Origin of the sequence: Phenylobacterium sp. (assembly GCF_036723115.1) — a bacterium.
Lineage (GTDB): Bacteria > Pseudomonadota > Alphaproteobacteria > Caulobacterales > Caulobacteraceae > Phenylobacterium.
Genome location: NZ_DAIMHV010000070.1, coordinates 1 through 14760 on the forward strand (window position 1 = coordinate 1; position 14760 = coordinate 14760).

Below are 14760 nucleotides of genomic sequence, written 5' to 3' on the forward strand. Positions count from 1 at the left end.
GCATCGAACCCCCGCCGGCCCGGTAGCTCAGCAGGACAGAGCAGCGGTTTCCTAAACCGAAGGTCAGGGGTTCGAGTCCCTTCCGGGCCGCCAGCGAATTGTGTCGCTGCGATTTAATTCGGGTCCGATCGCCACATAAGCCTCGCCAGGACCATAGAGGCGGGGCACAGCTCGCAGCCCGACGCCCCTGAGAAGGCGGACGAGGTCCGCCAGTCACCGCAGGAAACTGAAAGCTGAGGGGCTTACAGTTTCCTGAGGCGGGCGGGTTGGCGTTTGCAGCGCCCCCGCTGCTCGACAGGTCAAGACGGGGGGCGCTTTCCGTCTCGAACGAGGGCTACCAGTTCACGTCAATCCGGGCATAGAGGTAGCGCCCGCTCCGGCCCCATGGGGCCGTGATGACGTGCGGCGTGCGGCCGGCCGTGTCCAGAGCCGGAGGGATCTGGTTGGGATAGGTATCCAGGAGATTGCTGGCCCCCACCGCGAACCTCGTGCGGCTGTTGACCGCCCAGCGCCCCTCAGCATCGACAATGGACTTCTCGCCCGCATTGCGATCGCCGGCAGGGGCGTTGCTGGCCGCCACCACGCTCGCATAGTGGTTGACCCTCACGCCGGCGCTGAAGGGGCCGTCGTTCTTCCAGTCCGCCCCCAGCACGATCTTGTAGCGGGGCTCTCCCCTCTCGAAATTGAGCGTGTTGGCCCGACCGAACAGCACCGGCGGAACCGGAAGACTGGACAGAACCGCCGTCGAGGGAACGCGGTCGATCGAGGTTTCATTGTAGTTGGCGGCGCCCGTCAGATCGAAGCGACCGATTCCAGTGTCAAAGCCATAGCGGGCGACCAGGTCCACCCCGCGGGTGGTGGACTCCACCCCGTTCATGAAGAAGCGGCCCCCGGCGTAGGTGATTGACGACCCCGCCGTGTTCACCAGCCGGTAGATGGCCAGTTGGGTCGCCGTGGCGCCTGGCGTGCCGGGCGCGGACCCATTCAGGGTCTCCGACAGGACGATACGGTCCTCGATCTTGATCTGGTAGGCGTCCAGGGTGAGCTCAAAGGCGTCTCGGCGGAAGACGAGGCCCCCCGAGATGTTCAGCGACTTCTCCGGCTCCAGCGGCTTCGCCCCCAGCGCGACAGCTGCAGGGTCGCTGACCTGGAAGGTCCGCACTTCGGTCTGTGTGCTGACCCCATTGATCAGCTGAAACACGGAGGCTGTGGTCTGGAAGTACTGCTGTTGCAGGCTGGGGGCTCGGAACCCGGTTGATGCGGTGGCGCGTAAGGCCAGCTGCGGGGTGATCTCCAGGCGGGTCGAGACTTTGCCGTTCGTTGTAGAGCCGAAGTCTGAGTAGTTTTCATGGCGACCCGCCACCTGAACGGTCAACGCGTCAGTGAGGTCCGCATTGAGTTCGGCATACACCGCGTAGCTGTCACGGGAGGCGTCCACAGCATCCGTGGGGCGGTAGCCCGTGTATCCCTGAGAACCGGCGCTCCGGCCGCCGCCCAGATCGGGACCAACGATGTAGGATGCGGGTTCGCCTGCGCCGATTTCGAACCCTTCCTTCCGATATTCCGCGCCGACCGCAAGATCCACCGGGCGCGGCAGACCCAACTCGATCGGGCGGGCGAAATTCGCGCCAATGGTGAGCTGTTCGTAGAAGTTGCGGCCCGCGTAGAAGTCGCGCGGCGATGCACGACCGAGCGTCCCGTTCAACGAATCGAGGACGTTCACCTTGATCAGGTTGCTGCCGTAGGTGATGTTGGCGTCGAATACCCCGCCGAATACATCGCCTTCGACGCCTCCGCGGATCGTGAAGTCGCGAACATACGTGTCGTTGAGGGGCAGAAACCCACCGGGAACGATGACCTGGCCGGTACGGCTGTCGATGTTGTTGATGTTGTTCTCAAGTCGAACCAGGTTCGAGCTCGTGGAGTGCCGCTCCTGAATGAGGGTGAGCCCTTTGACGGACCATCCATTACCGACCGGAACGCCGGCATTCAGCACGAGGGTCTTGTTCTCGAGCGGAGCTTCACCAACCCTGGAGGTCACCCGCGGGGGGGTCACGCGGGGATCCAGGCCGGCGCGGTTGGCCAGATTGCGCTTCACATACTCGCCGGTCACGGTCAGGAAACCTTCGCCGAGCGCGAACCCCTGCCAGGCGGCGGCGCTGTAGGTGGCGCCATCACGAATGTGGCGGCCGTCAGGCTCGCGCGCGCTCTTCATCTCCGTGTCGTAGTATCCGCCGCTGAAGGAGGCGCCCCCGCCGGATCTCGCCTCCCGAAGGCGAAGATTGATCACCCCGGCGATGGCGTCGGAGCCGTATTGAGCAGCCGCTCCGTCGCGAAGCACCTCAATGCTTTGCAGAGACAGGGCGGGGATTGTGTTCAGATCGACGACCGCCGACCCGCGCGCCCCCCCGATCGTATTGAGGTAGGAGGCGCTGTGCTGGCGCACGCCGTTGAGCAGCACCAGGGTCTGATCCGGGGAGAGGCCGCGGAGCTTGGCCGGCCGCACGCTGTCCGTAACGTCCGCCACCGTTGATCGCTGATAGGTGAAGGACGGCGCCAGATTGGCGAGGGCCTGAGCGACCTCAGGGATGGCTTGGGCTGTCAACGCCTCAGCGGCGACGACGTCAACCGGCGCCGACGTCTCCAGACGGCTTCTCGCGACCCGGGCCCCCGTGACCACCAGTTCCTCGACCTGCACCTGGCTGGCCGAAGAGCTGGTCGAGCCAGCCGGCGCCGATTGCGCGTTCGCGACACTCGCAAGACCGGTGAGCGCGACGACCGCCGGGGCCGCAAGCAACTGTCTCCTAAGGGCCATTTTCCCCTCCTGTTTTCTCTGACCCGCTACAGATGGCTCATCAAAGACAGTCCCGCAACGTTTGTTTTAGATACCGCAGAGATGAAACACTCAAATCTGTTGGGTGACTATAATTGGGGCGCCGCTCACCCTGGGGAGCACAAGGTCCCAGCCTTGACTGCAATGCGAACATGCACAGCGGGCAAAGGGCTGGCGGTGATTTGACCGCGAGACAGCGGATGCGGCCAGGTCGCCGACCGCCTGTCAGGCAATCGCCGCTTACATCGGTCGGGACGAGCAGACGCAAATGCACCGCCCGAAACGCCGCCAGCGATTCTGAAACGGATGCTTCATCGCCTTGGACAGAAGAAACACCCGGACGCACCGGCGGGCGTTCACAGGCGCCGGAAAACCTCGCCTTCCGATCAGAGCGCACCGCCGCTGCTCGAAGGATCAGCCCCGCTGCGATAGCGGCCCTCCCCCACCCGCTCCACAAGGTTGACGACGCCGAGGTGTTTTCGGCTGTCATAGTCTGTGAGGTCGATCACATATCCGCGCCCGGCCAGATGGCGCTGCACGCTCTGCGGCATGTCGCGATGGGTTCGAACCTTGCCATCTTTCGGAAATAGCCGGGGTGTCATCATGAGGTCGGCCATGTCGCCGGGGAGGCCCAGGGCGAGTTTCAGCAACAGCAGATAGGTAAGGGCGCCGTAGATTCTCTCGCTGCCGGCGGCGCCGATCGCCAGCCAAGGCCGTCCGTCGCGCTCTATGATCAGCGGCGACATCTCGGTGACATCGTGGGTCTGCCCCTCAAAGAGCTGTCCCGATTTCATCGCATAGCTGTAGGCTAGGCCGGCGCCGAACCAGGCGCGTTTGGACCCGAACCATGGCCCCAACGAGGTGGTGAAGGAAAGAAGGTCGCCATCTGCCGCGATCGCGAAGGCGTTGGTGTTGCGATCGTCGGTCTTGCTCCCCTCGCCGGGAAAGTAGGTCCCGGCCAGCTCGGCCCACAGGTCGGCCGGCGGCGCCCGAAGCAGTCGCCCCACGCGCGTCGCGATCGCCCGCCCCTCCGCCTCCACATCGATGTCCACCGTAGGCGAAGCGCTCTTGGGCGTCAGGAGCCCCACAGTGAAGGGTATGCGGTCAAGCACCAGGATCGTGGCCAGCAGATAGGCCTCCATGGCTGTCTCGAGATCCGTAACGGCGCCCGTGTCGTGCAGGTGAGAGATCACCGCAGTCCCCAGCAGCGTCCAGGTTCCCCAGGTCTCCAGGTTGGCTGTCGTGTGCAGGCGATAGCGGCGGCCATCGCGTCCAAGCCGCTCGAGCACGCGCGGCGGGCCAGATCGCGGCGCGTTGTCCAGCAAGGCCTCCAGCGCCCAGGGACCGGGATCTTGCTGATAGAGCGCCGTCCAGAATGCGCGCTCATCAGCAGCGCGCCCGAGAACCTCGAGCAGTCGGCCCAACCGGGGGTTCTGGACACGGGCTCTGACGCCGCCGCGGTCATCCAGATAGATGCGCCGAAAGTCGGGTTGCATGTCCGCGGCCGAGACTTGTGCGGCCGCCCGCAGGCTGGCGGAGGGCTGAAAGCCACCCACCGCGATGGACCGGGCCGGTGCGAGGATCGTGCTGAGCGGAAGCCGCAGGCCTCCTGATCGCCTCAGGGCGAAATAGGCGGAAATGTTGCCTGGAACGGGCGTCGTGGACCCCGGCTCATCGCGTATGCGCGTTGGGGCATAGAGGCAGTCGTATTCGCCACCGGTGCTGAAGACGCCCTGCATGCGGCCAAACGGACTGCAATTGGCGGGATCGACCACCCACGCTGTGGCGAGCGCGGCGAGGTACATATCCAGCACGCCCCCTCCCGCCAGGCGGATCCGCCGCGCTGCTTCTGTGGCGGCAGGATGATTGCTAGAGGCGCTGAAGTCCCGATTGGAGCGGGCATGCCCGTAAGGCGGCGACTTTGCTGGCAGCGGCGCCAGGGTGGGAGAAGCGGCCGCGGCCGCAGATCCGGTCGCGCAGGTCAACGCCCCTGCGGCCACAAGGACACGCCTTCGGGAGTACATCATCGATAGGCGCTCCTGGCGAGCTGTCCGTCGGCGTCTCTGATCGCCCGGCAGGGCCAGCCGTGGGGGGACATCAGGCGGGCGCCAAGGCAAGCGCTGCATCGATCGCCTCGGAAAGCCGGTCGACGATGGCGTCGACAACCTCGGGCGTGACGATGAAGGGCGGCGCGAGCAGGATGTGATCGCCCTGCTCGCCGTCTATGGTGCCGCCTGTGGGATAGATCATCAGGCCTCGCGCCATGGACTCACGCTTCAGGCGAGCGTGCATCTTGAGCTTCGGATCGAACGGAGACTTGGTCTCACGGTCGGCGACCAGTTCGACCCCCCGGAACAGCCCCCGTCCGCGAATGTCGCCCACATGCGGGTGTTGGCCCAGTCGCTCGCGCAGCGCCCCATCCAGCCGCTCGCCCATACGCATGACGTTCTCAAGCAGGCCATCTCTTTCGATCACCTCCTGGACGGCCAGCGCCGCCGCCGCCGCCATGGGGTGGCCCAGATAGGTGTGGCCGTGCTGAAAAACGCCGGAGCCGTCTCTAAACGCCTCGAAAATATGGGCTCCGATGAGCACCGCGCCGATCGGCTGATAACCCCCGCCAAGGCCCTTGGCGATGGTGACGAGATCAGGAACGATGTCTTCCTGTTCAAAAGCGTAGAGCGTGCCGGTGCGGCCCATGCCGCACATCACCTCGTCCAGGATCAACAGCACGCCGTAGCGGTCGCAGATCTCCCGGACACGGCGCAGATAGTCGCCCACCGGCGGAACGGCGCCTGCCGTGGCGCCGACGACGGTCTCGGCGACGAAGGCCATGACCGTCTCCCCGCCCAGTTCAAGTATCTCGTCTTCAAGGGCCTGCGCCGCGCGGGCCGCGTAGTCGGCGTCAGACTCCCCCGCCTTCTGGAAGCGATAGGCGTAGCAAGGCTCAATGTGACGGGTTTCGATGAGCAGGGGGCTGAACTGCTTCCGTCGCTGAAAATTGCCGCCCGCAGCCAGCGCGCCCAGGGTGTTGCCGTGGTAGCTCTGACGCCGTGCGATGATGTGGCGGCGCTGAGGCTGTCCGATTTCCAGGAAGTACTGCCGCGCCATCTTGAGCGCCGCTTCAACGGCCTCAGACCCGCTGCCCACCAGATAGACATGGTTGAGATTGCCCGGGGCCGAAGTGGCCAGGCGATCGGCGAGGGCCTCAGCCGCCTCGCTGGTGAAGAAGCCCGTGTGAGCATAGGCCAGCTTGTCCACCTGGGCGTGTATCGCCGCCAGGACCTCAGGGTGACCATGCCCGAGGCAGGAAACCGCCGCCCCGCCGCAGGCGTCGATATAGGTGCGGCCTGCGGAGTCGAAGAGCTCGACGCCCCGTCCGCCCACGGCGACGGGAAGCTCCCCGTGGATCTGACGGTGAAGCAGATGGGTCATGCAGGTCTCTCGCGGGATTTGGGGTCGAAATGGATGTGGAAGGCGGCGAGCTGCGCCTCAGTCTCTTCGAGCGCCTTCAGCGCGTTTGCGCCGCCGCGCCCGGCGACGAGCGCCACCAGGATCTCCACGGCCGTGAAGGCCGGCGTCATGGCATGGAAGAACGAAGGACTATCGACCGAAACCAGGATCACGTGCTGGGCGCGATCGGCTACGGGCGAAACGGCGCTGTCGGTAATCGCCACAACAGGCACGTTGCGGGCCAGGGCGTAGTCGACCGCCTCGACCACGGCGCGCGTATAGGGCCGCACCGTATGGACCAGCAAGACGTCGTCCGACGCGGCGTTGCGCAGGCCGTCGGCGCCCACCCCACCCAGACCATCGAACAGAACGACACCGTCCCGGACGAGTGAGGTCACATAGTGGAAGTAGGCGATGGCCGGGAAACACGAGCGCATGCCGAGGCAGTAAATTCGCCGGGCGCGGGCCAGGGTCTCCGCCGCGGCGACCAGACGGGAAAGGGTTTCCGGCTCCGCCAGGCCGGCCACCTGGGTGGCGAAGGACGAGGCGATCTCGGCCGCCAGCGCCTGATCGCCGCGCAGCTTCTGGCGCGTCACCTGTTCATCGGCCCGTCGCGCAAAGTCGAGGCCGCCATCGCGGAAGGCCTTGCCGTAGAGCTCCCGAACGCCGTCATAGCCATCCAGGCCGAGATGCTTCGCAAGTCGCGTCATGGTCGCAGGCTGGACACCGGCGTTGCGCGCTTGCTGGCGCATGGTCAGCAGCGCCACATCATGGGGACGATCCAGGACATAGCGCGCCGCCTGCTGCAGCTGCGGCGACATCTGGTCAAACTCGCTCACGATCTGACGGGTAAGGGGGGCTTGCTTCATTTCCTATCTCGGCTCGAGGACTCGGGCGTCGCTTGAATCGGTCGAGCCGCCGGAGGGGCGACTTGATTCGACCGGATCAGGCGCGGACCGCGCGACCGAGGCTAAAGACATTGTTGTTCCGTGTCTTTGCGAACGGCCCAGGGAGGGGCGCGATCGCTTAAAGCGCTCACAGTCTACACGGCGACTCCCGGAATGCAACATTCGTTGCAGATTTGGAATTTCTGCTTCATATGTTTCTCACAGCGACATGGCCGGGGGAGAGAGGCGTTGGGTCACACCGCAAACAACAAGGTACGGCGCGATGCCGAGGCGGCCCTTTCGGGGGTGCTGTTCGACGGCATGACCATCATGGCCGGCGGCTTCGGCCTCTGCGGCATCCCCGAGAACCTGATCGCGGCGATCCGCGACACAGGCGTGAGAGACCTGACGGTCATCTCCAACAACTGCGGCGTTGATGACTTCGGCCTCGGGGTCCTGCTGGCCGGCGGTCAGATCCGCAAGATGATCTCCAGCTATGTGGGAGAGAACAAACTCTTCGCTGAGCTCTACCTCTCCGGGGAGCTGGAGCTGGAATTCAACCCCCAGGGCACTCTGGCTGAACGCATACGCGCGGGCGGGGCGGGCATTCCGGCCTTCTTCACCAGGACCGGTGTCGGAACCCTGGTCGCGGAGGGAAAGGAAGTCCGGATCTTTGACGGCGAGGAATACGTGATGGAGCGCGGCCTCACCGCCGACCTGTCTATCGTCAAGGCCTGGAAAGGAGACGGCGAGGGCAACCTCGTCTACCGGATGACCGCGCGAAACTTCAATCCGATGATGGCCACGGCCGGCAAGGTCACCCTTGCCGAGGTCGAGGAGTTGGTCGAGGTCGGGGACCTTGATCCTGACCACATCCATACGCCCGGGATCTTTGTCGACGGGGTGCTGCGTGGCCTGACCTACGAGAAGCGCATCGAGCAGCGCACCATCCGCCAGCGTGAGGAAGCCTGACGTCATGGCCTGGACCCGAGACCAGATGGCGGCCCGCGCCGCCGCCGAGCTGCGCGACGGCTATTATGTGAACCTGGGGATCGGCATCCCGACACTGGTGGCCAATCACATCCCCGGCGATGTCACCGTCACGCTGCAGAGCGAGAACGGCATGTTGGGGATGGGGCCGTTCCCCCATGTGGGCGAGGAAGACGCCGACCTGATCAATGCGGGCAAGCAGACGATCACCGCCTTGCCCAGCTCATCCTTCTTCTCCAGCGCCGACTCCTTCGCGATGATCCGCGGGGGCCACATCGACCTGTCCATCCTGGGCGCCATGCAGGTGGCTGCAAATGGCGACATCGCCAACTGGATGGTGCCGGGGAAGATGGTCAAGGGCATGGGCGGCGCCATGGACCTTGTGGCGGGGGTGAAACGCGTCGTCGTGGTCATGGAGCACACCGAAAAGTCCGGAGCTCCCAAGCTGGTCGACGCCTGCTCCCTGCCGCTGACCGGCAAGGCGGTGGTCGACCTGGTGATCACCGATCTCGGCGTCTTTGACGTCGGCCGCGGGGAGCGGCCAATGACCTTGCTGGAATGCGCCCCAGGCGTAACTCGGGAGGAAATCAGAGCGAAGACCCGTGCGACCTTCGAAGTGGCCCAATGACCCGCATCGCCCTTATTCACGCGCTCCGGCACTCGCCCCCGCCCATCGAAGCCGCTTTCGCCGAACTCTGGCCAGAAGCCCAACTCACCAACCTCCTGGATGACAGTCTCTCCGCCGATCTGGCGGCGGCTGGAGCCCTGGATGAGCGCATGACCGATCGCTTTCTGACGCTCGGCAGATACGCCGCCTCCCTGGGCTCGGAGGCCATCCTCTTCACCTGCTCGGCCTTCGGACCTTGCATTGAGGCGGTCCGCGCAGACCTGGCTCCCCTGCCCGTGAGGTCCCCCTACGAAGCGATGATCGCCGAAGCCTGTGCGATCGGCGGGCGCATTGGACTGGTCGCCTCATTCGCTCCGACGCTTGAGACCATGCCGGCCGATTTTCCCCCAGGGGTGGAGATCGAACCCATCTACGTGGAAGGAGCGCTCCTGGCCCTTAACGCCGGGGATCTGGACCGCCACGATGATCTCGTCGCCTCAGCGCTCAAGGGCCGGCGGTTCGACGCCGTCGCCCTGGCCCAGTACAGCTTAGCGCGCGCAGCGCCACGGGTGGCCGCCGCCATGGACGCCCCCGTGCTGACGACCCCAGGCGCGGCCGTTCGCGAACTCAGGCGCGCCCTGCTTGCGCCCGGCTAAGCGCTGAGGCTCGGCTCGTGGCCTTACGTGTTCCGACGCTCCAGGTGGGGCCACCCCTAAGCGTTTGGCGCGCCCGCCTCATCATGATACTTTTGATGTATCGTGATTTCGAGAGGCCGTGGACATGCGTGAGTTTGAAGATGCCGGTCATTGGGACCGCACCGCCGAGCAGTATGAGAAGACGGCCCATCCCTTCACCGCGCAGTATGCCGAGGCGGCCTGGCGGCTGGCGGCTCCGCCACCCGGGGCCAGGGTGCTGGACGTGGCGGCCGGCACGGGCGCCCTGGCCCTGGCGGCGGCGCGGGCCGGGGCCCAGGTGCTCGCCACCGACTTCTCGCCGGGCATGGTGGCGAAGATCGCCGCCCACCGCCTGCCTGGCCTGGAGGCCCAGGTGATGGACGGCCAGGCGCTCAGCCTGGAGGACGGGACCTTCGACGCCGTCTTCTCCATCTTCGGGGTGATCATGTTCCCCGACTGGCGCCGGGGCCTGGCTGAGATGGCCAGGGTCACCCGGCCCGGCGGCCGCGGCGTCGTGGCCACCTGGCGGGAAGGCGGGGCGGCGACCTTCCTGTTGCTTGGCCAGGTTCGGCGGACCCTGTTTCCAGACCGGGCGGGGATGACCATGCCCGCCGCCGTCCTGGCCCTTTCCGAGCCGGACGACTTCGCCCGGGAGATGACGGCCGCCGGCTTCCAGGCCCCACAGATCGAGGCCGTGACCTTCGATTTCACCTTGGAGACGGCGGCGCTGGACAATCCCGACACCCTCTTCGGAATGTCGCCGGACTGGACCAGCCTGGATGCAGAGGAAAAGGCCGCCGTGGTGGCCGTGGTCCGGCGCCTGGCGGGCGGCCGCTCGCGCCTGCCCGTGCCTTCCACCGCCCTGATCGCGGTGGCGGAGCGATAGCGGCCCGGCGACACTGGGCGGCCTGCTCCTGAAGGTTCGGCGGGAACGAACTCGGCCGCCGGCGCCTTTTGCCTCCACAACCTAGGAGGGCCTGCCCATGATCAAACCCGTTATCGGCCTCGCCGCCGCCGCCGCCCTGCTGGCGGCCTGCGGCGACAACACCAACGACACCACCGCCGAGGCCGCCGACACCCGCGTCGATGGCCCGATGGTTTCGGCCTCGGAAGAGCCGCGCAACCCGGCAGTGGCCAACGATGAAGCACAGACCGCCGCCCTGACCCCGGGCGCCAACTCCTTCACCGAGGGCCAGGCGCGCTCGGCCATCGAGGAGCAGGGCTACACCAATATCGGCCCCATGACCCAGGACGAGCAGGGCCTGTGGACCGCCACCGCCACCCGCGACGGCGCCCAGACCACCGTCTCGGTCGATTACAAGGGCGTGGTCAGCGCCCGCTGAGCGCGCCTCGCCCCCCTTCCCTGAACCCCCATTTCCAGGAGGCGCCCCATGGCGACCAGCACCCGGCTCTTCGACAGCCACACCGACGCTCTTCAAGCGGTTTCCGATCTGGAGGCCGCCGGCGTTCATCCGGACAAGATCAGCATCGTGTCCAACAACTCCGACGGCTGGCACGCCGGCCATCATCATTCCGAGAAGGCCCGCGGGGGTCCGCTGGGCGACCGTAACGGCGACGGCGAGAACGATGTGGCCGAAGGCGCCGGCAAGGGCGCGGCCACCGGCGGCGTCCTGGGCGCCGGCGCAGGCGTCCTGGCGGGCCTGGGCATGCTGGCCATTCCCGGCCTCGGCCCGGTTGTGGCGGCCGGCTGGCTCGCCTCCACCGCTGCGGGCGCGGCCGTAGGCGCCGTCGCCGGCGGCGCGGCCGGCGGCCTGCTGGGCGCGCTGAAGGAGGCCGGTCACAGCGACGAGGACGCCCATGTCTATGCCGAGGGCGTCCGCCGCGGCGGCACCCTGGTGAGCGTGCGCACCAGCGAGGCCGACCATACGCGGGTGGAGACCATCCTGAACGCCCGTCGCGGCTTTGACGCCGTCAGCCGGGGCGCGGCCTATCGCGAAGCCGGCTGGTCGAAGTTCGACCCTGATGCGCCGGCCTACACGTCGGAGCAGATCGCCCGGGAACGGACGCTCTACCGCTAAGGCGCAAACGCCTTCTCGACCCCGGGCCAGCGACAGGCCCGATAGCAGCGACGGCGGCCGAAAGGCCGCCGTCGTTTTGTTTTTTTGGCGCAGCCCCCTGCGTCAGGCGAGCCTGGGCAACAGGGTGGTGGCCAGGGCGAAATAGATCAGCACCCCACTGGCGTCGGCGATAGAGGTCACCAGGGGCGCGCTGGCGATAGCGATGACCTCAGGCGATCACGGCTACCGCAGCTTAGCAGCGCGCCAGCTAGGCCGAGGGCTGCGCCAAAGGCTTCTCAGCCGGCTTCCGCAGCAAGGCGGCGCCGGCGTCGGTGAGGGACCACCGATAGCTGCCGGGTCCAAAGGGCAGGCTCAGCAGGGGCGGCTGTCGCCGGGTGGCGGCGAACGTCATGTAGCGCTGAAATGCGGTGAACACCTCGGCCTCCACCAACTCGCGCTCGGGCCGGGCGAAACAGCCTCGACGCTCGGCGATCCGAACGGCGACCTCCTTGCGGTGCAGGGCGCCCCCGCAATCGGCCAGCACCTGCATGATGTCGGCGACCGCCGGATCGATTCCCGCGACCCGTCCCCGCCCTTGCCGATAGGCTTCCAACTCCACCACCGTCATCCCGCACCCCCACGGAACCCTGTTCTGAGTTCGCAAAGGAGGGTCGAAGATGACAGTGTCAACTCGACGATTTACCAAACTGAGTAAAACGGATCGGTCTGACTCCACCTGGGCGTACTCGGCTCAACCCGCGGCGTTGGCGAGGTGCACCGCCAGGTGAATCTGGCGCGCGGATGGCGGGGACGAGCTAGAAGTCGAAATCCTGGAAGATCGGCGCAGTGGGGGGCTGGCCCGGCGGCATCAACCCCACCGCCAGGCGGGCGAAGGTGTGGAGCGGCGCCTGCGCCAGCAGGTCTTCGGAAAGCCCGAGCACCTGAATAGCGTCGTGTCGCAGGATGGTGGCCAGGCCGTGCATGGTGGCCCAGATGTGCAGGGCGTCCTGCTCGGCCAGAGTCTCGGGATCGGGCCGACCGTTGTGGCGATGCAGCCGCAGGACCCCCTCGCGCAGGGTGCGAAAGGCCGCGGCGGCATGCTCGGCCATCTCCGGGTGATCTTCCCGCGACGGCAGGGGACTGGCGAACATCAGGCGATAGGCGAAGGGATGCTCGCGGGCGAAGGCGAGGTAGCCCTCCCCCATGGCGATCAAGGATGGCCCTGGCTCGTCCTCGGCCGCCGCCGCCCGCCTCAGGGCGCTGGCGAAATCAATGAAGCAGCGGCTGATGAGCTCGGCCATCAGGTGGTCGCGGCTGGGGAAGTGCTTGTAGGGCGCCTGGTGCGAGACCTTCAGGCGACGCGCCACCTCGCGCAGGGAGAGCTTCTCAGCGCCCTCGGCGGCGATGATCTCCATGGCGACACGAAGACTGGCTTCGCGGATGCCATCTTCAGGCAGATGCGCACGACTGGACATAGGCCGCATGATGCGCCCGATGGGGCCGCGGCTCGACCCCAAATCTGCACGCCCCGGGCGAGCCCTGGGGATGGTTCCAGAGGTCAGCGCGCTTGGTTCGCCGCCTGCCCCACGGCCTCGGCCACCTTGATGCCGTCCACCGCCGCCGACAGGATGCCGCCGGCATAGCCCGCGCCTTCCCCGGCGGGGAACAGGCCGCGGACGTTCAGGCTCTGGAAGTCGCGGCCGCGGGTGATGCGGATGGGCGCCGAGGTCCGCGTCTCCACCCCGGTCAGGACGGCGTCGGGATCGTCATAGCGGGGGATCTTGCGGCCGAACACCGGCAGGGCCTCGCGCATGGCTTCCACCACATAGGCCGGCATCAGGGCCGCCAGGTCCGTGGGGCGCACGCCCGGACGATAGCTGGGGACCACCTGGCCCAGGGCGGTGGATGGCCGGCCCGCCAGGAAGTCCCCCACCCTTTGCCCGGGCGCTTGATAGTCGCCCCCGCCGGCGGCGAAGGCGGCGCTTTCCAGACGTCGCTGGAGATCGATTCCGGCCAAGGGGTGGTCGCTGGGAAAGTCCGACGGGTCGATGCCGACGACGAAGCCGGAATTGGCGTTCCGCTCGTTGCGGGAATACTGGCTCATCCCGTTGGTGACCACGCGGCCGGGCTCGGATGTGGCCGCCACCACGGTTCCCCCCGGACACATGCAGAAGGAATAGACCGTCCGCCCGTTGGCGCAGTGGTGAGACAGGGAATAGGCCGCCGCCCCCAGGTCCGGATGGCCCGCGCAGGCTCCGAACAGGGCCCGGTCGATCCAGGACTGCGGATGTTCGATACGGAAGCCGATGGAGAAGGGCTTGGCCTCCAGATGCACCCCCCGGTCGTGCAGCACCTGGAAGGTGTCGCGCGAGGAGTGACCCACGGCCAGAACCACATGCTCGGCCTCCAGATGCTCGCCGGAGGCCAGCTTCAGGCCGCGCAGACGTTGGCCGCCGTCCGGCAGGGGCTCCAGCTCGAAATCGACCACCCGCGTCCCGAAGCGGTATTCGCCGCCCAGGGCTTCGATCTTGGCGCGCAGGCGCTCCACCATGGTCACCAGGCGGAAGGTGCCGATATGGGGGTGGGCCTCGGTGAGGATTTCCGGCGGCGCGCCCGCGGCCACGAACTCGGTGAGCACCTTGCGGCCCAGGAAGCGCGGATCCTTGATCTGGCTGTAGAGCTTGCCGTCCGAAAATGTGCCCGCCCCGCCCTCGCCAAACTGGACATTGGACTCGGGGTTCAGTTCCCCCCGCCGCCACAGGCCCCAGGTATCTTTTGTGCGTTCGCGCACCACCTTGCCGCGGTCCAGGATCAGCGGGCGAAAACCCATCTCCGCCAGGATCAGGCCGGCGAACAGGCCGCAAGGGCCGGCCCCAATCACCACGGGGCGCAGACGCTGGTCTCCAGGCGCGGTGGCTGTCGCACGATAGGTCGTGTCCGGGGTCGGGCGAATATGCGGGTCGCTCCCCAGCCGCGCCAGGGCGGCCGCCTCGTCGGCCAAGGCCACATCGACGATATAGACCTTGAGGATGGCCGACTTGCGCCGCGCGTCATGGGCGCGCTTCCACACCGACCACGAAAGCAGGTCGGACGCCCGGACCCCCAGCCGGGCGGCGATGGCCGCCGGCAGGGCGTCGGGCGCATGGTCCAGTGGCAGCTTCAGTTCGGAAATCCGCAGCATCCCCGCCCTTTAGCGCCTCGACGCGACCCGCGCACCCGGCATGGCATGCGGACCCTGCACTGAAACCGCCGCCGGCTGAGGCACGTATGCCTCTTCAGGCACAGCGGTTCCCCGGAGACA

General features: G+C 66.9%; 13 protein-coding genes and 1 tRNA gene. 7 read left to right on the forward strand and 7 right to left on the reverse strand.

The window, feature by feature from the left end; all coding sequences use genetic code 11:
• Positions 1 to 16 precede the first annotated feature (16 nt).
• Positions 17 to 93, forward strand: a tRNA-Arg gene (locus V7D28_RS08900).
• Positions 94 to 334: 241 nt separating this feature from the next.
• Here the strand turns inward: V7D28_RS08900 and V7D28_RS08905 are convergent.
• From V7D28_RS08905 to V7D28_RS08920, 4 genes are all read right to left on the reverse strand, one after another.
• The gene (locus V7D28_RS08905) at positions 335 to 2815 is read right to left on the reverse strand and encodes a TonB-dependent receptor plug domain-containing protein (protein ID WP_333587027.1); all 2481 of its coding nucleotides are present in this window, start codon (positions 2813 to 2815) and stop codon (positions 335 to 337) included.
• 404 nt (positions 2816 to 3219) lie between these two features.
• Positions 3220 to 4638: a gamma-glutamyltransferase gene (locus V7D28_RS08910; protein ID WP_333587038.1), complete on the reverse strand. Its 1419-nt coding sequence runs from the start codon at positions 4636 to 4638 to the stop codon at positions 3220 to 3222.
• 292 nt (positions 4639 to 4930) lie between these two features.
• A complete protein-coding gene (locus V7D28_RS08915) occupies positions 4931 to 6265 on the reverse strand; it encodes an aspartate aminotransferase family protein (RefSeq protein WP_333587028.1) in 1335 nt (444 codons plus the stop codon).
• Positions 6262 to 7104, reverse strand: a complete 843-nt coding sequence (locus tag V7D28_RS08920; RefSeq protein WP_333587029.1) for a MurR/RpiR family transcriptional regulator — start codon at positions 7102 to 7104, stop codon at positions 6262 to 6264. Before V7D28_RS08920 ends, V7D28_RS08915 begins: the two co-directional genes overlap by 4 nt.
• Before the next feature lie 387 nt (positions 7105 to 7491).
• Here V7D28_RS08920 and V7D28_RS08925 point away from each other — a divergent pair, with 387 nt between their 5' ends.
• From V7D28_RS08925 to V7D28_RS08950, 6 genes are all read left to right on the forward strand, one after another.
• The gene (locus V7D28_RS08925) at positions 7492 to 8142 is read left to right on the forward strand and encodes a CoA transferase subunit A (protein ID WP_333587039.1); all 651 of its coding nucleotides are present in this window, start codon (positions 7492 to 7494) and stop codon (positions 8140 to 8142) included.
• Between the two features lie 4 nt (positions 8143 to 8146).
• The gene (locus V7D28_RS08930; protein WP_333587030.1) at positions 8147 to 8788 is read left to right on the forward strand and encodes a 3-oxoacid CoA-transferase subunit B; all 642 of its coding nucleotides are present in this window, start codon (positions 8147 to 8149) and stop codon (positions 8786 to 8788) included.
• Positions 8785 to 9423, forward strand: a complete 639-nt coding sequence (locus V7D28_RS08935; protein WP_333587031.1) for a hypothetical protein — start codon at positions 8785 to 8787, stop codon at positions 9421 to 9423. The genes V7D28_RS08930 and V7D28_RS08935 overlap by 4 nt, the downstream gene beginning before the upstream one ends.
• Before the next feature lie 124 nt (positions 9424 to 9547).
• Positions 9548 to 10327 carry a class I SAM-dependent methyltransferase gene (locus tag V7D28_RS08940; protein ID WP_333587032.1) on the forward strand — a complete coding sequence of 260 codons (780 nt, stop codon included), beginning with the start codon at positions 9548 to 9550 and terminating at the stop codon, positions 10325 to 10327.
• A gap of 97 nt (positions 10328 to 10424) precedes the next feature.
• Positions 10425 to 10784, forward strand: a complete 360-nt coding sequence (locus V7D28_RS08945; protein WP_333587033.1) for a hypothetical protein — start codon at positions 10425 to 10427, stop codon at positions 10782 to 10784.
• 48 nt (positions 10785 to 10832) lie between these two features.
• Positions 10833 to 11480 (forward strand): hypothetical protein, encoded by a 648-nt coding sequence (locus V7D28_RS08950; RefSeq protein WP_333587034.1) that lies wholly within the window; start codon positions 10833 to 10835, stop codon positions 11478 to 11480.
• 247 nt (positions 11481 to 11727) lie between these two features.
• On the opposite strand, the gene V7D28_RS08955 is transcribed toward V7D28_RS08950, so the two are convergent.
• From V7D28_RS08955 to V7D28_RS08965, 3 genes are all read right to left on the reverse strand, one after another.
• The gene (locus tag V7D28_RS08955) at positions 11728 to 12087 is read right to left on the reverse strand and encodes a hypothetical protein (RefSeq protein WP_333587035.1); all 360 of its coding nucleotides are present in this window, start codon (positions 12085 to 12087) and stop codon (positions 11728 to 11730) included.
• Between the two features lie 187 nt (positions 12088 to 12274).
• Complete coding sequence (locus V7D28_RS08960; RefSeq protein ID WP_333587036.1) at positions 12275 to 12874, reverse strand: TetR/AcrR family transcriptional regulator; 600 nt, start codon at positions 12872 to 12874, stop codon at positions 12275 to 12277.
• Between the two features lie 143 nt (positions 12875 to 13017).
• A complete protein-coding gene (locus tag V7D28_RS08965) occupies positions 13018 to 14640 on the reverse strand; it encodes an NAD(P)/FAD-dependent oxidoreductase (RefSeq protein WP_333587037.1) in 1623 nt (540 codons plus the stop codon).
• Positions 14641 to 14760 lie beyond the last annotated feature (120 nt).